Source organism: Asaia spathodeae NBRC 105894, assembly GCF_025994195.1.
In the GTDB taxonomy this organism is placed as follows: domain Bacteria; phylum Pseudomonadota; class Alphaproteobacteria; order Acetobacterales; family Acetobacteraceae; genus Asaia; species Asaia siamensis.
Window position 1 is genome coordinate 151597 of sequence record NZ_BAPY01000001.1, and the last position, 25217, is coordinate 176813.

General features: G+C 60.2%; 19 protein-coding genes. 10 read left to right on the forward strand and 9 right to left on the reverse strand.

Annotation, left to right across the window (positions count from 1 at the left end; all coding sequences use genetic code 11):
* Window positions 1-8: 8 nt before the first annotated feature.
* The 3 genes from AA105894_RS00695 (at window position 9) to AA105894_RS00705 (ending at window position 3601) form a co-directional block, all read left to right on the forward strand.
* Window positions 9-596: a DnaJ domain-containing protein gene (locus AA105894_RS00695; protein ID WP_267310064.1), complete on the forward strand. Its 588-nt coding sequence runs from the start codon at window positions 9-11 to the stop codon at window positions 594-596.
* A gap of 112 nt (window positions 597-708) precedes the next feature.
* Window positions 709-1725, forward strand: a complete 1017-nt coding sequence (locus tag AA105894_RS00700) for an AAA family ATPase (RefSeq protein WP_267310065.1) — start codon at window positions 709-711, stop codon at window positions 1723-1725.
* Window positions 1726-1738: 13 nt separating this feature from the next.
* Window positions 1739-3601: a cobaltochelatase CobT-related protein gene (locus AA105894_RS00705; RefSeq protein WP_267310066.1), complete on the forward strand. Its 1863-nt coding sequence runs from the start codon at window positions 1739-1741 to the stop codon at window positions 3599-3601.
* A 426-nt stretch (window positions 3602-4027) separates the two neighbouring features.
* Here the strand turns inward: AA105894_RS00705 and AA105894_RS00710 are convergent, their stop codons facing one another.
* Window positions 4028-5440, reverse strand: coding sequence for a pyridoxal phosphate-dependent decarboxylase family protein (locus AA105894_RS00710; RefSeq protein WP_267310067.1), 1413 nt, complete (start codon window positions 5438-5440; stop codon window positions 4028-4030).
* A gap of 201 nt (window positions 5441-5641) precedes the next feature.
* Between AA105894_RS00710 and AA105894_RS00715 the strand changes: the two genes are divergently transcribed.
* Window positions 5642-6553 (forward strand): DUF2125 domain-containing protein, encoded by a 912-nt coding sequence (locus AA105894_RS00715; protein WP_267310068.1) that lies wholly within the window; start codon window positions 5642-5644, stop codon window positions 6551-6553.
* Window positions 6554-6605: 52 nt separating this feature from the next.
* Here AA105894_RS00715 and AA105894_RS00720 read toward each other — a convergent pair whose 3' ends face one another.
* Both AA105894_RS00720 and mfd read right to left on the reverse strand, forming a co-directional pair.
* Window positions 6606-7400: an SDR family NAD(P)-dependent oxidoreductase gene (locus AA105894_RS00720; protein WP_267310196.1), complete on the reverse strand. Its 795-nt coding sequence runs from the start codon at window positions 7398-7400 to the stop codon at window positions 6606-6608.
* A 166-nt stretch (window positions 7401-7566) separates the two neighbouring features.
* Entirely contained in the window at window positions 7567-11022 is a 3456-nt protein-coding gene (mfd, locus tag AA105894_RS00725) for a transcription-repair coupling factor (RefSeq protein WP_267310069.1), read from the reverse strand.
* 127 nt (window positions 11023-11149) lie between these two features.
* Between mfd and recG the strand changes: the two genes are divergently transcribed.
* Together recG and AA105894_RS00735 are read left to right on the forward strand one after the other, a co-directional pair.
* Entirely contained in the window at window positions 11150-13240 is a 2091-nt protein-coding gene (recG, locus tag AA105894_RS00730; protein ID WP_267310070.1) for an ATP-dependent DNA helicase RecG, read from the forward strand.
* 141 nt (window positions 13241-13381) lie between these two features.
* Entirely contained in the window at window positions 13382-14983 is a 1602-nt protein-coding gene (locus tag AA105894_RS00735) for a putative bifunctional diguanylate cyclase/phosphodiesterase (RefSeq protein WP_267310071.1), read from the forward strand.
* A 104-nt stretch (window positions 14984-15087) separates the two neighbouring features.
* Here the strand turns inward: AA105894_RS00735 and AA105894_RS00740 are convergent, their stop codons facing one another.
* Complete coding sequence (locus AA105894_RS00740) at window positions 15088-16122, reverse strand: lipid A deacylase LpxR family protein (RefSeq protein WP_373316694.1); 1035 nt, start codon at window positions 16120-16122, stop codon at window positions 15088-15090.
* 300 nt (window positions 16123-16422) lie between these two features.
* Between AA105894_RS00740 and AA105894_RS15915 the strand changes: the two genes are divergently transcribed.
* Window positions 16423-17100, forward strand: coding sequence for a cold-shock protein (locus AA105894_RS15915; RefSeq protein ID WP_304500115.1), 678 nt, complete (start codon window positions 16423-16425; stop codon window positions 17098-17100).
* A gap of 241 nt (window positions 17101-17341) precedes the next feature.
* Here the strand turns inward: AA105894_RS15915 and smpB are convergent, their stop codons facing one another.
* The 4 genes from smpB to AA105894_RS00770 form a co-directional block, all read right to left on the reverse strand.
* Entirely contained in the window at window positions 17342-17836 is a 495-nt protein-coding gene (gene smpB, locus AA105894_RS00755) for an SsrA-binding protein SmpB (protein WP_267310198.1), read from the reverse strand.
* Window positions 17837-18733: a 4-hydroxy-tetrahydrodipicolinate synthase gene (gene dapA, locus AA105894_RS00760; RefSeq protein ID WP_267310072.1), complete on the reverse strand. Its 897-nt coding sequence runs from the start codon at window positions 18731-18733 to the stop codon at window positions 17837-17839.
* Window positions 18734-18818: 85 nt separating this feature from the next.
* The gene (locus AA105894_RS00765; protein WP_188426890.1) at window positions 18819-19658 is read right to left on the reverse strand and encodes a prephenate dehydratase; all 840 of its coding nucleotides are present in this window, start codon (window positions 19656-19658) and stop codon (window positions 18819-18821) included.
* Window positions 19655-20386 carry a 3-deoxy-manno-octulosonate cytidylyltransferase gene (locus AA105894_RS00770; protein ID WP_267310199.1) on the reverse strand — a complete coding sequence of 244 codons (732 nt, stop codon included), beginning with the start codon at window positions 20384-20386 and terminating at the stop codon, window positions 19655-19657. The genes AA105894_RS00765 and AA105894_RS00770 overlap by 4 nt, the downstream gene beginning before the upstream one ends.
* A 124-nt stretch (window positions 20387-20510) precedes the next feature.
* On the opposite strand from AA105894_RS00770, the gene AA105894_RS00775 reads away from it, so the two are divergent.
* The 3 genes from AA105894_RS00775 to AA105894_RS00785 all read left to right on the forward strand — a co-directional run bounded on the left by AA105894_RS00775 (window position 20511) and on the right by AA105894_RS00785 (window position 24187).
* The gene (locus tag AA105894_RS00775) at window positions 20511-21311 is read left to right on the forward strand and encodes an inositol monophosphatase family protein (RefSeq protein ID WP_267310073.1); all 801 of its coding nucleotides are present in this window, start codon (window positions 20511-20513) and stop codon (window positions 21309-21311) included.
* A 55-nt stretch (window positions 21312-21366) separates the two neighbouring features.
* The gene (serA, locus tag AA105894_RS00780; RefSeq protein WP_267310074.1) at window positions 21367-22617 is read left to right on the forward strand and encodes a phosphoglycerate dehydrogenase; all 1251 of its coding nucleotides are present in this window, start codon (window positions 21367-21369) and stop codon (window positions 22615-22617) included.
* 79 nt (window positions 22618-22696) lie between these two features.
* On the forward strand, window positions 22697-24187 hold the full coding sequence (locus AA105894_RS00785; RefSeq protein WP_267310075.1) for a YifB family Mg chelatase-like AAA ATPase: 1491 nt from the start codon (window positions 22697-22699) through the stop codon (window positions 24185-24187).
* Between the two features lie 94 nt (window positions 24188-24281).
* Here AA105894_RS00785 and AA105894_RS00790 read toward each other — a convergent pair whose 3' ends face one another.
* Window positions 24282-25205, reverse strand: coding sequence for a hypothetical protein (locus AA105894_RS00790; RefSeq protein ID WP_267310076.1), 924 nt, complete (start codon window positions 25203-25205; stop codon window positions 24282-24284).
* Between the last annotated feature and the right edge of the window lie 12 nt (window positions 25206-25217).

Below are 25217 nucleotides of genomic sequence, written 5' to 3' on the forward strand. Positions count from 1 at the left end.
ACCCGATCATGCAGCGCAAATCTACCAAACACAGGGCCTTCGACCCTGATCCCGATGCACCGGAGCGCTATTGCGACATGCCCGGCTGCACGGAGCATGCGGGATATCGTGCGCCTAAGGACCGCACGCAATTACGGCAGTATTTCTGGTTCTGCCTGGAGCATGTCCGTCAATACAATGCGCGCTGGGATTTCTATAAAGGCATGACGCCCGGCCAGATTGAATCCCAGCTCCGGGCCGATATCTCCTGGCAGCGCCCTTCCTGGAAACTCGGCACACGCGGCGGGCAGCATTTCGACGAGGAAGAGGTTCTCGACCCGCTCGACATTCTCTCTTCGACACGAGCCAAACGGGCACAGGCAGCAAAACAGCGCCACCAGCAGGCCCGCGACGTGGCCCCGCCCGCCCTGCGTGACCACCTGCGCGCACTCGCCCTCGACTGGCCGGTAACGGTCGACGCGCTCAAGCTGCGCTACAAGGAACTGGCCCGCAAGCATCACCCCGATGCCAATGCGGGAGACCCTGCTGCTGAAGACCGTTTCAAGGTCGTCAGTGTCGCCTATAGTGCGATTCGCGCGCATCTGGTCAGTCTTTGACCCGGTTTATTGCGCGTTTCCCTCTGGCCATCGGGGGAAACATGACCATATCCTTGCCGAGAACCTGACAAGACAGACTGTCGCCAGACAGAGAGAAAGACGGATTGAACCCATGAGCGATCTCGCCTCCATCGACGCACCAGAAACGGTTGTCACCGCAGAACAGAACGCGGTCCCGACCCATGTCCTTGGCGCGCCCGATCGGATCGTCAGCGCCCGTGACGTCTTTGGCATCGATTGCGATATGGAGGTGCCGGCCTTCTCGATCCGCACCGAGCATGTGCCCGATATCGACCCGAGCTATCAGTTCGACTGCGATACCACCCGCGCCATTCTGGCTGGCTTTGCCAATAATCGTCGCGTCATGGTGCAGGGCTTTCACGGCACCGGCAAATCGTCGCATATCGAGCAGATCGCTGCGCGCCTCAACTGGCCGACCGTGCGGATCAACCTCGACAGCCATATCTCGCGCATCGATCTGATCGGCAAGGATGCCATTGTCCTGCGTGACGGCAAGCAGATCACTGAATTCCGTGAAGGCCTGCTGCCCTGGTGTCTGCAGCACCCCGTTGCGCTGATTTTCGACGAATACGATGCCGGTCGCCCCGACGTCATGTTCGTGATTCAGCGTGTGCTCGAGGCAGAAGGCCATCTGACGCTTCTCGACCAGAATCGCGTGATCCGTCCTCATTCCGGCTTCCGCCTTTTCGCCACGGCCAACACGGTCGGCCTTGGCGATACGACCGGGCTCTATCACGGCACGCAGCAGATCAATCAGGGCCAGATGGACCGCTGGAACATCGTAGCCTCGCTCAATTATCTGCCGCTGGATCAGGAAGTCGGTATTGTCCGCGCCAAGCTGGCTCTGGGCAACGAGCCTGCCATCACCAAACGTCTCGAAAGCATGGTCGCGCTGGCCAATCTGACTCGCGCAGGTTTCATGGCGGGAGACATCTCGACCGTCATGTCACCGCGCGCTGTCATCACCTGGGCAGAAAACGAGCGTATCTTCGGCGATCTGGCTTTTGCTTTTCGCCTCACCTTCCTCAATAAATGCGACGAAGCCGAACGTGGGATCGTGGCTGAATATTATCAGCGCTGTTTCAACCAGTCTCCGCTGAATGGCTGAAGGGGACCAACCCATGGCTTCCCCCAGGCCAAAGACGCCAGACCGTTCGGCAACCGATCTCGCCCTGCCCGGCAGTGAACGCACCGACGCGTTTCGCCGTGCGACGACAGCCGCCATGCGCGCCATTTCGGGCGAGGCCGAGACCGAGATCAGCTTTGCTGCTTCGGCCACAGCCAAGCAGGCCAAGGGTATTCAACTCCCTTATGTGTCACGTGCACTCACCCCGCAGGAAATCCAGCGCGTGCGCGGCGCGGCCGACGCCGCGGCCCTGCGGCTCAGGCATCATGACGATACCCTCGCGCCGCTGCTTCAGAACAGCGACACCCCAGAAACCCGACCGCTCTACGATACGCTGGAGCAGGTGCGTTGCGAGGTTTTCGGCGCGCGACACATGGCCGGTGTTCGGGCCAATCTGCGTGAAAAACTCGCGCTGGACTGCCATGACAGCGGCTATGGTCGCATGGCCACGCGCGATGACATGCCCGCCTCTGTGGCGCTGCCGCTTCTGGTGCGAGAGGCCCTGTCCGGCGAGACCTCGCCGTCGCAGGCTGGCCCTGCCCTGAAAGCCTGGCGTGAGACACTCTCACCTGACGCTGAACGCGCCCTGAAGAAGCTCGCGTCGTCACAGATGGATCAGCAACGCTTCGCAGAAGCGTGTTCGGGATTGTTCAAGGCTTTCGATCTGACCGAAGAGCCGGAGCCCAATGACGAGAGTCAGGCGGACGATCCGGATCAGGACGATGACAGCCAGACAGAATCTGATCAGCCTGATGACGAGCCTTCGCCGCAGGATCAGGACGACAGCGACACGCACGGCTTCCAGCCCGAGCCCACAGAGCAGCCCGACAGCCGCGAAGCGAGCGATTCAGACCTTCAGGATGAAGGCGCCGAGCAGCCAGCCGGCACGCTTGAAGATGATGAGGGCAAGGAAAGCGAAGCCAGCAGTGCCCCGCCAGCCTACAAGATCTTCACCACGGCTTTCGACGAGGAAGCCGATGCTGCCGAGCTCTGCGACCCGGACGAACTCGCCCGACTGCGCCAGCAGCTCGATCAGCAGCTGAGCAGTCTGCAAGGTGTGGTCTCGCGCCTCGCACACAGATTGCAGCGCAAGCTCATGGCGCAGCAGCAGCGCTCCTGGGCGTTCGATCAGGAAGAAGGCATTCTCGACGCCGCCCGTCTGGCCCGCGTCGTTGCCAACCCGACTCTCTCTCTTTCCTACAAGACCGAGCGTCAGGCAGAATTCCGCGACACGGTCGTGACCCTGCTGATCGACAATTCCGGCTCGATGCGCGGACGCCCCATTTCGGTGGCCGCAATGTGCGGCGATATTCTGGCCCGCACACTCGAACGCTGCGGCGTCAAGACCGAGGTGCTCGGCTTTACCACACGCGCCTGGAAAGGCGGTCAGAGCCGCGAACGCTGGGTAGCCGCCGGGCGCCCGCCGGATCCGGGCCGACTGAACGATCTGCGTCATATCATCTACAAGGATGCGGATACGCCCCTGCGTCGCGCCCGCAATAATCTCGGCCTCATGCTGCGCGAAGGGCTGCTCAAGGAAAACATCGACGGCGAAGCCCTGCTCTGGGCATGGAAGCGCCTGCGCCGCAGGCCGGAACATCGCCGCATCCTGATGGTCATTTCCGATGGGGCGCCGGTCGATGACAGCACGTTCTCGACCAATCCGAGTTCCTATCTCGAAGACCATCTGCGTTCGGTCATTGCCCGCATTGAATCGTCACCCGAGACCGAGCTTCTGGCCATCGGTATCGGCCATGACGTGACGCGCTATTATCGCAATTCGGTCACGCTCAGTAACGCCGAAGAACTTGGTGGTACGATGATCAAACAACTCTCGGACCTTTTCGTAGCCCGATAAAGACATCTGCTTTTCGGGCGCGTGTCTGAAGCTCGGCGGGTCGGATATCAGGCTCTGATGCTCGATGTTCACGCGCAGTAAGGGTCGTCCTGGCGGTCTACAGAGAAAGCTGAAATCAGGGCGCTTGCTTTCCTCTGAGGGCTTCCGGTTTGAAGCTTTCCCGTGAAGGCGGCCGCCCGCTCAGTCTCACCGCTGCCCTTTTTGGCAATCTGTCGAGGACGTATCACCACAAGGCGGTTAGGCCGTGAGATATAAACGCCCTCCCCCATAAGCCAAGACCAGCGTCAGACACCTCCGGCTTTCCTGTACGGGAATAAATCTTCACCTCTGCAGCGTCACATGCAGGGCAAAGGCCCCCTCAGTACGCCGGGGCTTTGTCGACAAGGGCGGAATGTGACCATTTAACCGCCCGTCACCTCATCTCCCCTACTGCGCATATTTTTCCGTGAGCAGGGCGATTTGTTCCAGCATGGCGTCGATCGTCGCGCGTGTCGTGCGATGGTTCACAATCGCTGCACGGATCACCAGCCGTCCTTCGATACGCGTTGTCGAAGGGGCCGCAACACCGCTCTCATGCAGATCTTTCACCAGTTCGTCGATGGCTTCGTCCTCAAAATCAACGAGGGTGAAACAGACGATATTGAGGGCAACAGGCGCCATGAGCAGATAGCGCTCGTCGCCTTCGACGCGCTCGGCCAGATAGCGGGCCACGTCGCAGCATTCTGCCACCATCTCACCCATGCGGGATGCCCCGTAATGGGCAAGCGTCATCCAGACCTTGAGCGCGCGGAACCCTCGTGAGAGATCGGGCCCGAAATCACAGGGCCAGGGCGCGTTACCCGCGAGTCCGCGATCTGCGCGCGTCAGATAGCTCAATGACTGGGCAAAAGCCTGCGCGTGGGCTGCCCGGTCGCGCACAAGCACACAACCGGCGTCGTAGGGCACCTGGCCCCATTTATGGAAATCGAGTGCCAGACTATCGGCTCTCTCGATGCCATCGAGCATGATCGCGTGCTCGGGCGATAGCCTGGCAAAAGCGCCAAACGCGCCGTCGACATGAAACCAGCATTTCTCTGCCTGGGCGATATCGGCCAGAGCCTCCAGCGGATCGACCGCACCGCAATCGACACTGCCCGCCGTACCGATGATGATAAACGGATGAAACCCGGCCGCTCGATCTTCGCGAATGCGCGCCGCAAGCGCCAGATCGTCCATGCGATAGAGCTCGTCCACCGGGATGAGACGCAACGCATCGCTGCCGAGCCCGGCCAGATCGAACGCACGGCTGACGCAGCCATGGGCCGTTTCAGCCGCATAGCCCACAAGCCTACGCCCTGACACGCCCTGATGGCGCATGGACGGATCGACCGCACGGCTCGCCGTGATAATGCCTATAAAATTGGCCAGGGAAGACCCGGTGACGAGACAGCCCGATGAGTCTGCGGGCATTCCGACCATCTCTGACGCCCAGCGAATCACCTGACGCTCGACCTCGATCGCCGCGTGGTCACGTCCGCCGCAATTATCGTTCAGGCTGGCAGCAAGCAGTTCAGCCAGAATGCCGACAGGGGTCCCGGCGCCCTGCACCCACCCCATGAATCCGGGATGTGGGTTACCATTGGAATAGGGGCGTATCTGCTCCAGAAACTGCCCGTAAAGCGCCTCTGCCGTCTGACCTTGCTGCGGCAGATCCTGCCTGAATGCCTGGCGCGCGTCTTCAGGCATGGGCTGCCAGACCGGCCCCTCGCCCATGCGCTCGGCACGATCAAAGACATCATCGAGCATGCGATGGGCAAGCGCCCTCAGCGGTGTGAAATCCTCGGGGTCCAGTCCACTCATTTCTTGCACTCCTCGCATCACACCGCATCCCGCCAGTCGGGCGGTGACCGTATTCTTCTTATCGAATTCTGACCTGGCCTCATCAAGGGGGCATGAGCGGGTAGGCTCCCCTCATGGGAGGTGCCTGGGTCATCAGGCGGCCATGATCCGCCTGTGATAGAGTGCCGCACTCCTGCCGCAAAATTCCGGTTGTCTGCTCTGATGAACAGCCCCATCGTGATGCCCATGAAATACGCAACCGCTTCCATCCTGACGCTACTCGCCCTGGGTGCCCTGCCCCATCCCGCCAGGGCAGATGCCGTTCCCGCCGCCTGTATGAGTGCCGATTCGGCCTCACGCACGATGGGCTCGGCCTCTCTCACCATGACGGGCTATGCCGCCCAGCTCACCGGGGCGGAAACGAAGGTTCATGTGCAGCAGGTTACGGTGAGAGACCGACAGGGGCATCTGACCCTTCCCAATCTGCGTGATGCCAACAGCCTCGTGTCCCTGGGGCTTCTGAAGCTTGTCCATAACGCCTCGCCCGCGAGCTGCCGTGGCGTCGACGAGCGTCCAGCTTTGCGCACTCTTCGTGAGTCCCTGCATCAGGGCGCAGTGGCGGAGATGATCTGGAACAAGGTCGCCCTGTCAGATGGCAGCACGCATTATTCGGCAGAACAGATTACCGTCACGATGCGCGCCAGCCAGACATCCGGCGGCATCGACATCGTTGTTTCTTCATCGGGACTTTCAGCGCCCGGCGGCTCAGCCCTGCCCGGCAGCGTCAACACCACACTGACGATACCGGAGCAGATGCTCGAGAACACGAGCACGCCTTCGGGCAGGATCACCATTTCATCGCTTCAGGCCCTTTGGGCGAAGGGGCGGCTGGATGGTTCAGGCTGGGTCACGCCGGGCCGCAATGCCGCCACCAGTACCGGCGCACTTCACATCGCCATCACGGACCTGAACGATCTGCTCGCTACCATCCGCCCTGTCGTGCCGACCGGGGTCACAACCGCGCTGTCGGTCGCGCAGTTCATGGGCCATCGCAACGGCAATCAGGTGCTTTGGGATCTGACTCTCGATGGAGGCATTCTCAAGGTCAATTCGATCCCCATTCCTGTCAACTAACCCGACCAGGCGGGGCGTCATGATACGCCCCGTCCCTGATCAACCGCGCCGCTCAGCCCGGATGACGAAGCAGGCCACCTTCGACGCGCAGCGCAGCGCCTGACGTGGCAGAGGCGAGCGGTGAACAGACATAGGCAACCATATTTGCCACCTCTTCCGGCTCTTCCAACCTTTGCAGCAACGACGTAGGACGATTGTCTTTCAGGAAACTTGCCTCGGTTTCCTCTGATGTGCGGCCTGTCTTTTCTGCCGCTTTCTGTATCATTGTCATCACGCCCTCGGTGCGGGTTGGCCCCGGGAGCACGCTGTTTACCGTCACGCCGCTACCGGCCACGCTCTCGGCAAGACCGCGCGCAATCGCGATCTGTGCGGCCTTGCTGAATCCGTAATGGATCATCTCGGCCGGAATATTCAGTCCTGACTCACTTGAAATAAAGACGATACGCCCACGCTTCCTTTCCACCATGCCCGGCAGATAGGCACGCGACAGACGAACACCGCTCATCACGTTGATGTCGAAAAAACGCTGCCAGTCCTCGTCGGAAATCTCGGCAAAGGGCGTTTCTTCAAAAATGCCGAGATTATTGACCAGGAGATCCAGTTTGGGATGGGTGTCCTGCAGCTTCGCGATGATCTCAGGCTGCGACACATCCCCAGCAAAGCCCGTCACCTGCGCCTCAGGCAGCTTCTTGCGAACAGCCTCGATTGCAGAGTGCGTCCGCTCTTCACCGCGCCCGTTGACGATTACATGGGCGCCCGCCTGAGCCAGACGTTCGGCAATCGCCAGACCAATCCCGCCGGTCGAGCCGGTGACAAGAGCCTTCTGGCCTGAAAGATCGAGTGTCAGCATAAATCTCTCCATTCATTCGATGTCAATCGAACAAACGGAGAGAGGATAAGTTGCGTCTATCGGTCCCTGCTCCGGCTTCCTCCAAGGGACTATTCAGCCTTGAGGCCCGACCTCCGGGAAAAGGGAGCAAAGACGCGGGGCTGCGCCCCGCATCCTTCACCGTTCAGCTATCCGCCTTCTCCGCCAGCTTCTTCAGGGCGCCCATGACCTTGCGCGCCATGGTAATGCGCTGGGCATTGGTCATTTCACGCACCACAGCGAGTTTCTGGTCAGGGCGCAGTTTAACCCCCTGATCCTTGTGGCGCTCGACCCATTTGAGAAGCCCCATAGGATTGCGGAACTTGCGGTTACGGAACTGGATGACCATTCCCTTCGGCCCAGCCTCCAGACGGTCGACCCCGGCCGCGCTGCAGAGCCGCTTGATGATCACGACATCAAGCAGGTTTTCGACTTCCTGCGGCAAGGAGCCGAAGCGATCGACCATCTCGGCGCGCATGGCATCGAGTTCCCCCTCCCCTTCGAGCCCTGCAATACGCCTGTAAAGGCCCAGACGCACCGGCAGATCGCGGACATAGGTCTCGGGAATCAGGACCGGCAGCCCGAGAATGATATTGGGTGTCCAGTCCTTGTCTTCCGCACGCTTCTGGTCGCGCTGCAGACGCATGGTGGTAACGGCATCCTCGAGCATCTGCTGATAGAGCTCGATACCGACCTCCTTGATGTGACCGGATTGCTCGTCACCAAGCAGGTTACCCGCACCACGCAGATCGAGATCGTGCGATGCAAGCGTAAAGCCGGCGCCCAGCGTATCGAGGGTCTGCATGATCTCGAGCCGCTTTTCGGAAGCGACCGACAGACGATGGCTCTGGGGCCAGGTCAGATAGGCATAGCCACGCTGCTTGCCTCGCCCGACACGGCCGCGAAGCTGATAGAGCTGGCCGAGACCGAACATATCGGCGCGATGGATGATGAGAGTATTCACCGCTGGCATGTCGAGCCCACTTTCGACGATATTGGTCGAGAGCAGAACATCGTAGCGCCCGTCAGAGAACTCGGTCATGACGCGTTCGAGTTCGGCAGGGGTGAGACGCCCATGGGCCTGAACGGTCTTGGCGTCAGGCACAATGTCACGCAGGCGCTCGGCCATACGATCCATGTCCTCGATACGAGGGACGACACAGAAGACCTGCCCGCCACGAAAACGCTCGCGCTGGATGGCCTCGCGTATCATCACGCTATCGAATGGCGTGATGAAGGTGCGCACCGCCAGCCTGTCGGTGGGCGGTGTCGCTATCAGACTCATCTCGCGCACCCCGCTCAGGGAGAGCTGAAGCGTGCGGGGAAGCGGTGTGGCTGACAGCGTCAGCACATGCACATCCTCACGCAGCGATTTGAGACGCTCTTTATGGGCAACACCGAAATGCTGCTCTTCGTCGATGATCAACAGGCCAAGATTGCCGAAGGCGACCGATTTGGCGATCAGCGCATGGGTGCCAACCACAATATCGACTTCGCCCGCCTCCAGGGCGCGACGGGTCTCAGCCGCTTCTTTAGCCGTTACCAGACGCGACAGCTGGGCAACACGAACAGGGAAGCCTTCGAACCGCGTCGAGAAGCTACGAAAATGCTGACGCGCCAGAAGAGTGGTCGGCACAACCACCGCCACCTGAACGCCTGAAAGCGCCGCGACAAAGGCGGCGCGAAGCGCCACTTCGGTCTTGCCGAAGCCGACATCACCGCAGACCAGACGATCCATCGGACGGCCAGAGGTGAGATCTTCAAGCACATCCGCAATGGCGCGCGATTGGTCCTCTGTTTCGACGAAAGGAAAGCGCGCGCAGAATTCGTCCCATAATCCCTCGGCCGGGATCAGCGATGGCGCCTCTTTCATGGCACGACCGGCGGCTGTGCGAATCAGCTCACCCGCCATGTCGCGGATGCGCTCCTTCATCTTGGCCTTGCGCGCCTGCCAGGCCTGACCACCCAGCTTGTCGAGCGCAACACCCCCCTGATCGGAGCCGAAGCGACTCAGCAACTCGATGTTTTCAACCGGCAGGAACAGCTTCTGCGCGCCGTCATAAAGCAGTCTCAGACAATCATGAGGCGCCACGCCATCGCTGACCGTCTCGAGCCCCTCGTAACGCCCGATGCCATAATCGGCGTGAACAACCAGATCACCCTCGGCAATTTCGGACGCTTCGGTGATGAACTGCTCGGCGCGGCGCTTGCGACGGGGCGGACGGGCGATGCGTTCGCCCAGCAGATCCTGCTCCGAGATAAACGCCATGCGGTCGCCCACAAAGCCTCGCTCGAGCCCGAGCACAACAAGCCCCACGATGCCGGGCGCGATGCCGGCAGCCGACGCCCAGCTGTCATGTAATTCGACGGTGAAGCGATGCTCCCTCAGCAGAGAGGCGATACGCTCGCGCGAACCTTTGGTCCAGGCCGTCACGTAGCATCGCCGCCCGGCCTTCTCCCATGCCTCGATCTGGGTGCGGAACGCCTCGAATGCCCCCTCACGCGTGCCATCCTTGCCACGCACGAAAATCGGGCCGGGACGCCCTCCGGCATCCAGCCCCTCGGTCGCGTCGGGTTTGGCGAAAGGATTGAGTGCAATGCAGGGCACACGGGCCAGCATGGCGTCCCAGCCCGTGCGGTTGAGATAGAGCAGATGAGACGGCAGGGCGCGATAAATGGCCTCGCCCTCGCGAGCCGGCGCTTTTCTGGCCTCGAAGTGATCAGCGATCATTTCGAGCCGCGCCTTCAAAATATCGGGCACCTGATGATCGATACTGACCGATGCCTCGGGCAGATAATCGATCAGCGTGTCCATATGCTCGTGAAAGAGCGGAATATAGTGCTCCAGTCCGGGGAAGCGACGCCCCTCGCTGACATGCTCGTAAACGACATCGGAAGCAGAGGACGGACCGAACAGATCGCGCCAAGACGAGCGAAAACGGCTGATAGCGTCAGGGCTTAGCGCATATTCCGACACGGGGCGCAGTTTGAACGCGTCGAGCATTTCTGTCGAACGCTGGCTGGCAACGTCGAAACGGCGGATATTATCCACCTCATCGCCGAACAGATCGAGACGGATCGGCTCGCTCTCCCCTGCCGGGAAAAGGTCGAAAATACCGCCTCGCGTGGCAAACTCGCCAGCCTCCATGACTGTATCGGTGCGCGTGTAGCCGCTTGCGATCAGCAATTCGATGAGCATCGCCTGATCGAGCGCTTCGCCCTTTTTCACCGCAATGGCCTGATTGCGGAACGCATCGCAGGGTGGCACGCGCTGTACCAGCGCGTGAACCGTCGTCAAGACGATACGACGTGTCTTTCCCGCCGGTTCGAGCAGGCGCGTCAATGTGGCGGCGCGCTCTGCCGTTATGGCCGGGTTGGGTGAGACGCGATCATAAGGCAGGCAATCCCAGGCAGGAAAGCGCAGCACGGTTACATCCGGCTCAACATAGGCCAGCATATCGGCAAGGGTCGCCACGGCGGCGTCATCACGAGCGACATGAACAAGCGGCCCGTCATGCTCGCCCAGGCGGCGACGCAGGAGGAACGCGGTATAGGCTTCCGGCACGCCCCAGAGGATCGGCCAGTTGGGGGTATCGGTCATTCAGAAATCCAAAGCACGCGCACCACGATGCAGGCAGACTGCCAGACGATGGTTTCGTTTTGTTCCATGACAGTTCTATCCTATAGCCTGTGCGTTTCCTGCTGTCAGCCCATGTTCCGCGAAGGCCATGCACCCAGAGTCGTCAAGCATTTCGCCCCTGCTCGCCCCGCTGGCCACATTGCCCGGCATCGGCCCTCGTTACGCCGATCTGCTACGCAAGGTTGCCTGCGGTCCGCGTATCATCGACCTCCTGTTCACCCTTCCGACAAGCTATACCGACCGAAGAACCCTACTGACCCTGCGCGAGGCCCGCGAGCAGCTGATGCCCGGCGCCACGCTTACCGCAAGGCTGCGCGTGCTCGATATCGCGACACCCTCGCGCCCGCGGCAGCCTTTTCGTATTCGCGCCTGTGATGACACGGATGAAATCGAGATCCTGTTCTTTCATCAGTCATTCGTCCGGTCCGTCGCGGTAGGCGACGAACTTGCCGTCTCCGGGCGGCTCGAACGCTATGGCCTCTCCCTCACCATGCCCCATCCCGACTACATGCTGGGCTGGGCACGCCGCGAGACGATCCCGCCCATCGACCCTGTCTGGCCGCTCACGGCGGGCCTGTTCCCCTCGGTCATGAGACGGGCGGTACACAAGGCGCTCGATCTGATGCCGCCTCTGCCCGAATGGATTACTACCGACCGCCTCGCCCGCCATGACTGGCCGGGCTTTACCCAGGCGCTGGAGACACTGCACCGGCCCACAACCGATAACGGACAGAACTGGTCAAGCCTTGCCCTGCCCGCACGCGAGCGGCTGGCCTATGATGAGTGCCTCGCCGATCAGCTCTCCATCGCCATGGCTCGGCGCGAAGCCCGCGCCCAGACCGGCCGCGTCATTCGTGGTGATGATAGCCTGCGCTCCGAAACCCTGTCCCGCTTCGGGCATCGACCGACGGGCGCCCAGATCAGGGCGCTGTCCGAAATCGACGCCGATCTTGCGGCCCCTGCGCCGATGATGCGTCTGCTTCAGGGCGATGTGGGTGCAGGCAAGACACTGGTTGCGCTTCTTGCCATGCTGCGCGCGGTAGAGTCAGGCGCTCAGGCGGCCCTCATGGCGCCAACCGAAATCCTTGCAAGCCAGCATTTTGAGACGCTCTCTCGCCTGACGAGTGTCGCTTGCGTCTATCTTTCCGGCAGCGTGAAAGGCAAGGCACGTCGATTGGCGCTTGCAGCCATAGCAGACGGGTCGGCGAGGATCGTGATCGGCACCCACGCCCTGTTTCAGGAAAAAGTGGTATTTCAGGATCTCGCTCTGGCCGTTATTGACGAACAGCATCGCTTCGGCGTGCAACAGAGATCAATGCTGGGTGCCAAGGGTGAGCAGACCGATATTCTGGTCATGACCGCGACCCCCATACCCCGAACGTTGCTCCTGACGCAGTGGGGCGACCTGAGCGTCAGCCGGCTCGACGAAAAACCGCCCGGTCGCAAGCCGATCCAGACCTCGCTGCACCCGCTTTCAACGCTCGATGAGGTGATCGGCGGCATCACGCGGATTCTGAATCGCGGTGCCCAGATCTTCTGGGTCTGCCCCCTTGTTGAGGAAAGCGAGGTCCTTGATGTGGCGGCGGCCGAAGCGCGCTGGGGCGATCTCTCGCTGCGCCTTTCCGTGCCCGTCGGCCTTGCCCATGGCAGGCAGGAAATTGCCCAGAGGCAGGCAGAGCTGGACCGGTTCCGGCAGGGCGAGACGCGGCTTCTGGTCGCCACCACGGTCATTGAGGTCGGGGTCGATATCCCCAACGCGTCTGTGATGGTCATCGAACATGCCGAGCGCTTCGGCCTCGCCCAGCTTCACCAGCTGCGTGGCCGCGTGGGTCGTGGGGCAGCGACATCGTACTGCCTGCTGATCTATGACGATGCGACCGGCGCAACGGGAAAGGAGCGTCTCGCCCTGCTACGCGAGACCGAAGACGGATTTGTGATTGCCGAAAGGGATTTCAGACTGCGCGGCGGCGGTGACATGGCCGGAAATCGTCAGTCCGGCCTGCCCTTTTTTCGTCTAACCGAAGGAGTAGATGCTGAGTCTCTACTGCATGAAGCGCATCGCGACGCAGTTATTATTTCAGAAAAAGCGATGAAAATTGATGGACTTGCGAAAGAATTGCAAATGCAACTCAGTCTATTTGATCGAGATGACATGAAACGTATCAATCGTTCGGGATAAGCCCATGAATACCAAAGAATTTTATACTTATTTAAATCTTTGAAATAATGTGCCATATGGCCTTTTGACTAAAGATTGTGCATACTTGCCCAAACCTGCGTTGTCTTACATAAGCGGGTTTCCCCGTGAGAGAGATGCGTTATGTCACTGAATAAACAGCTTTTGCCGCAAACAGCGATACTCGAAATCGCGCGCCGGCTGTTGAGTGCCTCGGCGATCTGCATCTGCGGCTATGACAGTGAGGACGATCTCATAGAGATCGCCAGTGACTGGGACCAGGAAAAAAAGATCACGCCGGCCTGCGTCAGAACCGTCTGCGCCAGCCCTGATCAGCTTTATCTGAACAAGACCGGAAGCGGTTACGAACTCGGCCTCGCACTCGACACAGACCTCACGCTCCTTGCTCACATCCCTCTCAGTGTCGAAGAATCCGAGTTGCGTGAACTCGCGCCCTATCTGGCGGTCTGTGCCCGGACGATCCTGCGCAATCAGACCCTGCAGACGCGGCGTCCCGATCTGCCCGACCGAAGCCTCTGCGCTGCGCATATCGAACAGCTGATCGCCACCACCACAAGCGAATCCCGCAAGACCAGTTTTGCGGTCATGGCGATCGACCTCGACCATCTGAACACGCTCAATCTGCGCTACGGATGGGAAACATCCAATCGCATCATTGATGAGGCAATCGGACGCGTTAAGGCCATCCTGCCCCAGCATGCTTTTCTGAGCTATGCTGGCGGCGGCAGTATTCTGGTCGTATCACCACCAGGGCTGTCTCTGGTGACGTCACGCACCCTCATCTCCTACATTCGACAGGCGCTCGCTCCTTCCATCCGCGTCGAAGACAGCGAAATCCAGGCCTCGTTCTCGATCGGCTGGGCGCTTTTCCCTGAAGACGGCGCCAATGCGGCCTCTCTTCTTCAGGCAGTCGACGCCGCAATGGGGGAAGTTCGCCTTCATGGCGGCGCTCATGAAAGACGCGCAAGCTCGACCAGCATCGCCGCATTGGTCGGCACATCCGGCCTCGAACGCGACCTGATCAATGCCAGCGAGCGCGGCGAATTTTCGCTCAACTGGATGCCTATCATCGCGTCAGGCTCCCAGACGGTCGTTGCGCTTGAGGCGCTCCTGCGCTGGGAGCGTCCCGGCATGGGTCAGGTACCCCCCGACGTCTTTATCCAATGCGCCGAAAACGGGGGATTGATCGAGAAGCTCGATCAATGGAGCCTCGAGACGGCCTGCAAGACCGCCGTGTCATGGAGCCATCCGCTCCGTGTTTGCGTCAATATCTCACCAACCTGGCTCGCAAAACGCCGCCTGTCGGCCATGGTCGAGACCGTTCTGCGTGAGACTGGCCTCGCCCCCGAACGGCTTCAGATCGAGCTTTCCGAAAAGCGCTCTTTCGGGCCTCGCGATATCGCCTATCAGGAACTCTCCCGCCTGCGTGCCTTGGGCGTGCATGTTGCGCTCGACGATTTTGGCGCTGGCTATTCCTCGCTCGAACGCCTGGCCAATTTTCCGGTTGACCAGATCAAGTTCGATCGTTCCTTCATGCAGCGCCTGAATGACGACCGCCGCGTGAATGAAGTGATGGGCCAGACCATCCAGATGGCCCGTCGCCTCGGAATTTCCTGCTGCGCTAAGGGCGTCGAAACCGAAAGGCAGATGGCCTTTCTCGACTCCTATGGTTGTGAAGAAGTCCAGGGTTATCTGCTTGGCATCCCCACCACTGATTATCTCTGAGCGTCACATCTGGCGCCCGCCAGGGCATAAAAAAGGCCATGACACCGCGAGGTGCCATGGCCTTTTTTATGGGCCGGGCTGACCCGGCCGCATTTACGCCCGGATCAGAACTTGACCGAGAGCTTGAGCGATCCATAATTGAACAGACCAGATTTGGCGGTCTTGAACTGGGCTGTCTGCCAGTTCTGGCTGTAGGACAGACGCACGCCGTGCCACATGACCGCGAGACCGGCATGGATCATGCCGACATCCCAGGTCTTGCTGACATACGGCGAATTATCACGAAGCGTGTTGCCCTGAAGGGTCGAATCATAGGCCACAGCCTGTCCCTCAACCCCGCCATAGAGATACCAGGCAACCGGACGGGTTGCGACGAAAGCATCTGTTCCATCGAGGCCCGGCCCGATCGTCGCATTGCCAAAATCGCTGTCCAGCCCCTGACCGATACGGAAGGTGCCAGCAGCGTCGGCATAGGTGCGATAATCGCCGGCAGCGCCAGAAATGGCGGGCAGCACATCGGCGCTGATACCGTACAGATTGACGACAGGCAGGCGCCAGATTCGTCCAGCCTGGATCTGGAAGATCGGCTGGTTCTGAAGCTGCGTGCGCCAGCCACGGTTTTTCGTGTCGCCAATTGCGCCATGAAAGCCGTTCTGAAGCTGACGGCCCAGACCCGCAGGCCCCATCACACCGAACTGGATGCCGGCGACGCTGCGCGAAAGATCGGTATCGTTGATGAAGTTGACCGTACCGAGCAGAAGGCTGGAGTAAGGCCGATCGCCGGAAGCAGGCTGCGCAGCCTGCGTGTCGCGCGGCGTGTAGATAAGCTGCTGCACGCCAAGGCTGACACGCTGCACGCCGTTGCCGAGCAGAAAGCGGTTCACATCAGCGAAAGGCTTGGGAAGGTTGTCGGTGCCCGACGTCCAGTTGAAGCGCAGACCAGAGGTGTAATACTGGTCTGACGTTCCCTTGAAGGTCGAGACGGCGTCATTTTCGCCCTGGAGAGTCCAGGTGCCGTAGGGGTCCTGCTTGGGTGTGGCATGGGCCGCGGAAGCACCGGCCAGCACGAGACCAAGAGCCGAGAGCGATCCTGTCGTGACCTGCCTGGCTTTCGGCCAGCGCGACTTTGAACAGCGCAAATCCATCCCTTTCTGAAATAGTAAGTTACTACCTTATCTCATTCTACGTATCAGGAAACAGTGGCAGACAGGAACGAAAAGACGATCTGCTCATAAAAACGCGATATAAAGAAAATCGTGGTAATCGAGCCACGTTTTCCAGTGGCATAGTTTGAAAAAACCGTGTTAGGGTTCCCCCGAAACCCCCTGTGGACATCGCCCGTTGCACTCACCTCGGCAGGCTCGTGCACAGCGTTTCGACTTACAACACTGGTGATTCTCACGACGATGGATCACCGCTCAGATCTCGGGATTAGACCGTTGAGAAGCAACCGTACCGACCGCAGCCCACGTTCCCCGCGCCGCGGCGGATTCGATGACGATTTTATGGCCCCCCCCTCCTTCGGCGGTGACCGTGGTGGGATGCAAAATCGTCGTCCCCCTTCGGGCGGCCCCCAGGTTCTGGCGTCAGGCCCGGAAGTAGGCGCCAGCGTCAAATGGTTCAACAGCGAAAAGGGTTTCGGCTTTGTCGAACTCGCTGATGGATCGGGCGACGTTTTCCTCCATGCAAACGCGCTGTCCAGCGCTGGTCATACCAGCGTCAATCCGGGCACCACGCTGAACGTCCGCATCGGCCAGGGCCCCAAGGGTCGCCAAGTTGCTGAAGTTCTTACGGTTGACACCAGCACCGAAGAAGCACCGCGTCCCCGCGCTGCCTTCAACCCGGCTGGTCCGCGCCCGTCCTTCGGCGGCGGTCGTCCGGCTCGCCCGGCACCTGACCTGTCGCAGGCTCAGGAGCTGCGCGGCATCGTCAAGTGGTACAACGCCACGAAGGGCTTCGGCTTCATCACGCCGGAAAACGGCGGCAAGGACATCTTCATCCACGCTTCCGCTCTGGAGCGTTCGGGCCTGTCGAGCCTGAATGAAGGCCAGGCTGTCGATGTTAAGGTCGTTCAGGGCCAGAAGGGCCCCGAAGCAGCTGACATCAACATCGCCTGATCGGCTTTGTCTTTCAGAGAAACCCGGCCTCAGTGCCGGGTTTTTTTGTGCCTGTAATCTGCAGATTGCAATTAACGAGCGACTGTTTCTTACTTCGGAACTATTGGGTTATCTCAACATGCAGGCAGTATAGAGGCACCATCAGCGTATAAAAAAACCACACCTTGATCTCGTGTGGCTTTTACGACGCCCTGTCCGCTCGTGACCCGCTCTTTGGCGGCCAACGACAACAGAAGCCTCTTCAGTAATCCTTGCCCTTGCTCCGCAGAAGGCGGGCCTTGTCACGCTGCCAATCGCGCTCGGCAATAGCGTGACGTTTGTCTTCCTTCTTTCGCCCCTGACCCAGCCCCAATGTCAGCTTGGCAACGCCACGCGCATTGAAGTGAATATCAAGCGGCACAAGCGAGGCCCCGGATCGTGAAACGGCACCGAGCAGATGATCGACCTGCTTCTTGTGCAACAGGAGCTTGCGCGGTGCACGCGTATCGAAGCGCGACAGCACGCCCCCCTGATACTCAGGGATATAGGAGTTCAGCAGCCAGATTTCGCCATTACGCTCACCGGCATAGGCCTCGTTGATCGTCGCCCGTCCCATACGCAGGCTCTTGACCTCCGGGCCCTTGAGGACGATCCCCGCTTCAAAGGTTTCGAGAATGGTATAATTGAACCGGCCCTTTCTGTTCTGCGAGGCGATGCCATGCGAGATCAGACCGGATTTCTTCTTTTCAGCCACAATTCATCCTGACAGGCCCGTCTTCTTGAGGGCCTCTTCGATGACAGCGCAAGATGCGGCGCTGGGTTCACAAAGAGGCAGGCGAACGGTCGGTGTGCACAGACCCAGTCTCGAGGCTGCATACTTCACCGGGCCAGGATTGCTCTCGCAGAACATGGCGTCATGAAGCGGCGTCAGACGCTGTTGGATTTCCATTGCCCGCGCCACATCGCCTGCCTGCCAGGCTTCATGCATATCTGCGCAAAGCCGGGGGGCGATATTGGCGGTTACACTGATACAGCCCGCGCCACCTGCAGCGAGGAACGATACCGCCGTCCCGTCATCGCCGGTCAACAGGGTGAAAGGCTTGTCACCCAGAAGGTGGCGAAGCTGCAGCGGCCTTGAGAGATTGGCCGTTGCGTCCTTCGTGCCGACGATGTTCGGATGCTCTGCCAGACGGGCCATCGTTTCAGGCAGAACTTCAACAACAGAACGGCCGGGCACGTTATAGACGTAAAGCGGCAGATCGGTTGCATCGGCCACCATCATGAAATGCTGATACAGCCCTTCCTGCGTCGGCTTGTTGTAATAGGGGGCGACAACCAACAGGGCGTCGGCGCCAACGGCTTTCGCATGGCGCGCCATACCGATCGCTTCGTGGGTGCTGTTCGAGCCTGCACCAGCCATCACCGGCACGCGACCGCCGGATATTTTGACCGTATGCGCCACAACCAGAGCGTGCTCGTCATGGGTGAGCGTCGGGCTTTCGCCTGTTGTACCGGCTGGAATAAGTCCAGACGTGCCCTGATCGATCTGCCAGTCGATGAAACGACCGAGTGCCGCGAGATCGACAGTGCCGTCATCGCGGAAAGGCGTCAGCAGCGCGGTCAGAGACCCCTTGAAATCCTTGTTCCGTGCCATGAGCCCTCACCTGCCGCGTTAAACAAACCTGCTGCTAAATAGAACTCTAAACGGCGCTGTCAAATGGATATCGCCCAGACAGGCCCTATTCAGGATAGCGTGATGGGCTTGCTGGATAGACGCCGAGTATCGCGATATTCTCGCTGCATTCACGCAGCACCGAGAGTGCCTGTTTCAACGAATCCTGTTCCGGATGCCCCTCAACATCCAGCAGGAAGCCTGTCGCCGTCAGGGTGCCAGGGCTCATATAGCTTTCAAGACGGGTCATGTTCACCCCATTCTCTGCAAAACCACCCAAGGCCTGATAAAGCGCGCCAGGACGATTGAGCACACGAAAAACCAGCGTCGTCATGACACGCTCTGCCTCGGCGGAAGGCCATACCGCCTCGCGCGCGACCAGATAGAAACGCGTGGTATTATGGGCCGCGTCCTCGACATTGGCGCGCAGAATCTCGAGGCCATTCAGTTCTGCTGCCAGTGAAGACGCAATCGCCCCGTCCTCGCGTGATTGCCACTGAACAACCATCTCTGCAGCGCCCGCCGTGTCGAAGGCCGAGCATGCCTCGACACCGAGCTCGCGAATCAGGTCGCGTATCTGCCCGAGAGCCACCGGATGGGTATGGATACGGCGCAGATCCTCGATACGCGTGCCCGGCAGACCGAGCAGGCAGTGCTCGACGCGCTGGAAATGCTCACCGATGATCGGTAGCCCGGCCTCCGGCAGGAGAGCATGAATCTCCGGCACCCGCCCGGCCAGGGAATTCTCGCAGGCCAGCATGCCCAGCGTCGCCCGTCCTTCGCGCACAGCATCGATCGCAGCCTGAAAGCTGGGGCAAGGCAGGGTTTCCCAGCCAGGCCGCGCGGTGCGACAGGCCAAGTCGGAATAGGCGCCGGGGCGCCCCTGAAAAGCAATGATCTGGGTCATGAGCGCAGCGCCTGACGAACACGAATAAGGTCTTCAGGCGTATCCACGCCAAGCGGCGCCTCGTCAATTGCCACGCAGCCAATGCTCATACCGGCTTCAAGCGCGCGGAGTTGCTCCAGCGATTCCCGCTTCTCGAGCCCCGATGGTGGCAGGGAAACGAAACGAGCCAGAGCGTCGCGGCGCCAGGCATAGACGCCTACATGATGCCAGAGAGGCCCCGCTCCCCACGGAATGGCGCGACGCGAGAAGTAGAGCGCCCTTGCGATTGCCTGCCCTTCCCCGAAAGCACAGGCGGCTTTGACCACTGAGTCGCGGGCCGCCTCTTCCTCGGTCTCGACGGCTGCCACAAGCGTACCGATGTCGAAACCGCCCTGAGCCACGGGAAGCAGAGCGGAGGCGAGGCAGGACGGATCGATCAGTGGGAGGTCGCCCTGCAGATTGATCACGACATCATGATGCCGCTCAGGATCATGGCTTTGCAGGGCCGCATGGACCCGGTCCGATCCGCTCGGCAGCGTCGGATCGGTCAACACGCCCTCAATGCCGTGACCGGCCAGAACATCGAGAATGGCCGCATCTCCGGAAGCCACGAGCACCGGGCCGATCCCGGCAGCCAGCGCACGAAGCGCCACCTGCAGGATCATGGGCTTGCCATCGATCTCGGCGAGAGGCTTGTTAGGCAGGCGCGTCGACGCCAGACGCGATGGGATGACGATGATCGGTTTCATGGGGTAGAAGCAGGCTTTCCGCTTGTCTTGTGAGGGCTGCAGCGCATGGCCAGACATGCCGCACCCCCCTTGATGCGTCAATCGTCCGCTCTGCACCCGCCCCTCCTTCCCCCGGATTGCCGCCATGCCTCTCGCCTCCGATCTCGCCGCCAGCCTCGATACCGCTCTTCTTTGCGCCGATCGCGCACGGGCGGCTGTCACGCCTTATTTCCGGGCCGGGCTCACCGTCGATGACAAGAGCGATGAGAGCCCGGTCACCCGTGCCGATCGCGAAGCAGAAACCACCATGCGGGGGCTGATTGCCGAGCGTCACCCCGACCATGCGATACTGGGCGAGGAATTCGGCTTTTCGGGCGTGACGGGTGACTGGGTCTGGGTGCTCGACCCGATCGACGGCACGAGGGCCTTCATCACCGGCCGCCCTAGCTTCGCAACGCTCATCGCGCTGTTTTACAAAGGGCGGCCGGTTCTCGGCATCATCGACCAGCCCTTCACACAGGAGCGCTGGATCGGCGTCGATGGGGCAGAGACCCGTTTCGACTCCGCTGCCATGCCGGGGCAGATCGGCGTACGGGCCTGCGCGGGTCTTGCCGAGGCCGAACTCTCCTGCACCTCGCCGGACATGCTCATCTCCCCGTATGACACCCGTTTTGCGGGGCTCAAGGCTGCCACAAGACGCACGAGCTGGGGCGGCGACGCCTATGGCTATGGCCTGCTTGCTCTTGGCCAGATCGATGTGATTGCCGAATGCACCATGAAGCCCTGGGACTGGGGGGCACTGGTGCCCGTGGTCACGGGTGCCGGTGGTGTCGTGACAGACTGGCAGGGCGCCCCGCTTACACTGGAAAGTGACGGCACAGTCTTGGCCTGTGGCGACAAGACCCTGCTGCAGGACGCGGTTGCGCGCCTTCGCCCTTCCCCCTGACAGCACTATAGGTTAGCACCGCTCTTCGGATTTGCGCCGCTGACAGGAGCCAGACATGGAAGCCTCGTTTTCTCTCCCCAAAGACCGCATTCGCATTCTTCTTCTTGAAGGGATTCACGAGAGCGCCGCGCAGCATCTTGCTGCACAGGGATACAGGCAGGTGACCTGCCTCAAGACCGCGCTTGAGGGAGAGGCCCTGACCGAGGCCCTCAAGGGTGTGCATATGGTGGGTATACGCTCACGCACCCAACTTACCGCGCCGGTGATCGAGGCCGCTGACCGTCTCATGGCCATCGGCTGCTTCTGCATCGGGACCAATCAGGTCGATCTCAACTCGGCACGCATGGCAGGCATTCCGGTTTTCAACGCTCCTTTCAGCAACACACGCTCGGTCGCCGAACTCGTCATGGGAGAGATCGTCATGCTGCTGCGCCGCATTCCGTCACGCTCGGAACAGTGCCATGCAGGCGGCTGGGACAAATCGGCCATCAACGCCTGGGAAGTGCGCGGCAAGACATTAGGCATTGTCGGCTATGGCTCGATCGGCTCGCAGCTTTCCGTTCTGGCCGAGGCTTTCGGTCTGCGCGTGATCTTCTACGATACGGTCGACAAACTGCCGCATGGCAATGCGACCCCGGTGGCGACCCTGCAGGAACTGCTCGCCCAGTCAGATATCGTGAGCCTGCACGTGCCGCAGACCGAACAGACCAAGGACATGATTGGCGAGGCCGAAATTCGCGCCATGAAGCCGAATTCGATCCTGTTGAACAATGCGCGTGGCACGGTTGTCGATATCGACGCCCTTGCCGCTGCCCTGCGCGACGGCCATCTGATGGGTGCGGGCGTTGATGTGTTCCCCAAGGAACCCAAAGGTGCTGGCGAGAGCTTCGTCTCTCCCCTCCAGGGTCTGCCCAATGTCATCCTGACGCCGCATATCGGCGGCTCGACCATGGAAGCTCAGGAACGCATCGGCGTTGAAGTTGCCAGGCGCTTTGTCGAATACTCGGATGTCGGCTCGACACTTGGTGCCGTCAACTTCCCGCCGGTGCAGCTGCCCGAACGCCCGCGCGGCACGCGCTTCATGCATGTACATGAGAACCGTCCCGGCATCCTGCGCCAGATCAACGAGATCTTCTCGAGTGAGGAATGCAATATTGTCGCGCAATATCTGCAGACCGACGGCGAGGTCGGATATGTGGTGGTCGAAATCGACGCCAGCCCTGACAGCGAACTCGACACGCGTCTCCTCGCCCGACTGCGCGATCTCAAGGGCACGATGCGCGCCCGACTGATCTACCAGCGCTGAATAATTATTAATGAATTATTGACGCGGCATGCGTAATCGTTAGGAACAGAGAGATCTGTTCCTGACAATAGTGGGTGCCGTGTCCTCTTCTTCATCGATTGCCCGCATCCAGAGCTTCGCTTTTGCGGGAATCGATGCGATACCGGTCACAGTCGAGATCCAGATCTCATCAGGGCTGCCCGCCTTCATTATCGTAGGCCTGCCTGACAAGACTGTCGGCGAAGCCCGCGAACGCGTTCGAGCTGCGCTGGCAGCCCTCGGTCTTGCGCTTCCGCCCAAACGCATCCTGATCAATCTCGTGCCTGCCGACCTGCCAAAGGAAGGCTCCCATTTCGACCTTCCCATTGCCCTCGCCATTATGACCGCCATGGGAATTCTGTCTCATGAGGCCGTAAGCGCCTATGCGGCCATCGGCGAACTTTCTCTCGATGGTCGTCTGCAAGCGACCGGCGGCGTGCTTTCGGCCGCACTAGAGGCGGTCAGAGCGCGCCATGGTCTGATCTGCCCCAAACCGCAGGCGCAGGAGGCCCGCTGGGCCAGCGATATGCTCGACATCCTCGCCCCGGAGACGCTGCGCGCCCTTCTTGCCCATTTCAACGGCGATCATATCCTTTCGCCACCCGAGCTCGAACGGGTCGAAATACCGCCCCCTCTGGCCGATCTCTCAGAAATCAGAGGCCTCGATCTTGGAAGGCGGGCACTCGAGATCGCTGCATGCGGCGGACACTCCCTGCTCATGACCGGGCCTCCGGGAGCGGGGAAATCCATGCTGGCCCAGTGCCTACCCTCCATCCTCCCGGATCTGACCCATGAGCAGATCCTCGAATGCAGTCGCATTCACAGTCTCGGCGGTCAGGCGAGCGGCAGCCTGCTGGTCACGCAGCCACCATTTCGCGCGCCCCATCATTCGACTACCCTGCCCGCCCTTGTCGGCGGCGGCGCGCGGTCGCGGCCGGGTGAAGTCAGCCTGGCCCATAACGGCGTGCTGTTTCTGGATGAACTGCCCGAGTTCTCGCGCGCCTGCCTCGAATCGCTGCGTCAGCCACTCGAGACCGGCACGATTACCGTGGCACGGGCCAAACAGACCGTGCTCTACCCGTCTCGCTTCCAGTTCATCGCAGCCATGAATCCCTGCCGCTGCGGCTATCTGGGCGATGCCAGCAGGGCTTGCAGAAAAGCGCCGCAATGCGGCGAGGATTATCTGTCGCGGCTATCGGGCCCGATGCTGGATCGTATGGATCTCTCGCTCTTCATCACCCCGGTATCGCCAATCGACATGATCACTGCGCCAGCGGGAGAATGCAGCGCCATTGTCCGTGCCCGTGTCTGCGCGGCGCGAGCCAGACAAATCTCACGTCAGGGCGTACCCAACGCGCAGGCGAGCGCAACGACGATTGCCCTGAGCGAGGAAGCACGCAGCCTTGTGACTGAGGCTGGCGAGAAACTGCGCCTGTCAGCCCGTGGTCTGACGCGGCTTCTTCGCGTCAGCCGCAGCATTGCCGATCTGGCTGCATCCGACGTCGTCGGCGCCCCGCATATCCGCGAGGCGCTCGGTTTCAGATTGCGATGAGCTCGACAATGACAACCTGCTCTATTGGTATCTCTCATGCCTTATCTGAGGGCAGCTCATGCATTCCAAGAAACCTATCATTCCACGAGCGCCTTCACTCACCCCTTAACAGATCGATCAATCTCCGAAATTCCCGGTCCACCATGTCACTCTTCCAAGCATTGATAAACTTTGCCACAATCTGAAGATTTCCATCCTCATAATGCCCATTGCTATCTATGCGGTCCAATGAAGGGCTGAGCTGATGATCCCGTCCATCGAAATCCAAGAGAAGCCCTGTAATCGCGCACCGATCACCCGTTTCGTCCAAAAGCGCCTCAATATGCCTCCTCAGACTTTCTTTATCCATTCGCAGATCTTTGTTTTTTTTCAATGTCTGCACTAATTGCCCGTTCGAATATTTGGCAGTCTCCTCAGCCCTATCTGCCATCAACCAAATAGCTCTTTCTTTAGAACCATAGACACGGCCATCGTCTTTTTTCTTTTCTAGATTGCTCTGCCACCATAATGCGTCGAGCGTCCACAAATCGGTACCCGCCTTACGGGCCAGATCGAGCAGAACCGCATTCAATATTTCATATTTTTTTCCGACAGATGCACCCCGGGGGAATTGCGGCCAGAGTCCTTGGCTGCGCATCTCTCCCTCACTGGTACTATTCCAGACACCATAACGATCAGGGAAAGCTAGCAGTAAAATCGGCGTGAGAGTTCCTATACCAACGCCGTGAAGCATGCCTAACGCTTTATCCACCCTCGCAGCAATCGAGCCCGTCTCATCGATAAGTAGTGACAGTGCGGCGCGCAGATTCGCCATATCATCAGCCGCAACGCGTCCCAAACGCTCCAGGCCCGTCCAGTGATGATTTTCGCGCAAGCTCAGAAAGCTGAGATAGTCATCTCGGCGTAGGAGTGCGGGTTCTCGGAAGACAGAACCGAACCTACCGATTACTTCGTCTTTCCTCCTCACCATATCGCGTATGGCAGGCAATGTAAGCGCCTTTTCTAAATTAAACGACAAGATCACCCCCTC

Excerpts from the sequence above, each read along its gene's own strand:
- AA105894_RS00695 (WP_267310064.1), top strand. The coding sequence starts at position 9 with ATGCAGCGCAAATCTACCAAACACAGGGCCTTCGACCCTGATCCCGAT.
- AA105894_RS00700 (WP_267310065.1), top strand. The coding sequence starts at position 709 with ATGAGCGATCTCGCCTCCATCGACGCACCAGAAACGGTTGTCACCGCA.
- AA105894_RS00705 (WP_267310066.1), top strand. The coding sequence starts at position 1,739 with ATGGCTTCCCCCAGGCCAAAGACGCCAGACCGTTCGGCAACCGATCTC.
- AA105894_RS00710 (WP_267310067.1), bottom strand. The coding sequence starts at position 5,440 with ATGAGTGGACTGGACCCCGAGGATTTCACACCGCTGAGGGCGCTTGCC.
- AA105894_RS00715 (WP_267310068.1), top strand. The coding sequence starts at position 5,642 with ATGAACAGCCCCATCGTGATGCCCATGAAATACGCAACCGCTTCCATC.
- mfd (WP_267310069.1), bottom strand. The coding sequence starts at position 11,022 with ATGACCGATACCCCCAACTGGCCGATCCTCTGGGGCGTGCCGGAAGCC.
- recG (WP_267310070.1), top strand. The coding sequence starts at position 11,150 with ATGCACCCAGAGTCGTCAAGCATTTCGCCCCTGCTCGCCCCGCTGGCC.
- AA105894_RS00735 (WP_267310071.1), top strand. The coding sequence starts at position 13,382 with ATGTCACTGAATAAACAGCTTTTGCCGCAAACAGCGATACTCGAAATC.
- dapA (WP_267310072.1), bottom strand. The coding sequence starts at position 18,733 with ATGGCACGGAACAAGGATTTCAAGGGGTCTCTGACCGCGCTGCTGACG.
- AA105894_RS00765 (WP_188426890.1), bottom strand. The coding sequence starts at position 19,658 with ATGACCCAGATCATTGCTTTTCAGGGGCGCCCCGGCGCCTATTCCGAC.
- AA105894_RS00770 (WP_267310199.1), bottom strand. The coding sequence starts at position 20,386 with ATGAAACCGATCATCGTCATCCCATCGCGTCTGGCGTCGACGCGCCTG.
- AA105894_RS00775 (WP_267310073.1), top strand. The coding sequence starts at position 20,511 with ATGCCTCTCGCCTCCGATCTCGCCGCCAGCCTCGATACCGCTCTTCTT.
- serA (WP_267310074.1), top strand. The coding sequence starts at position 21,367 with ATGGAAGCCTCGTTTTCTCTCCCCAAAGACCGCATTCGCATTCTTCTT.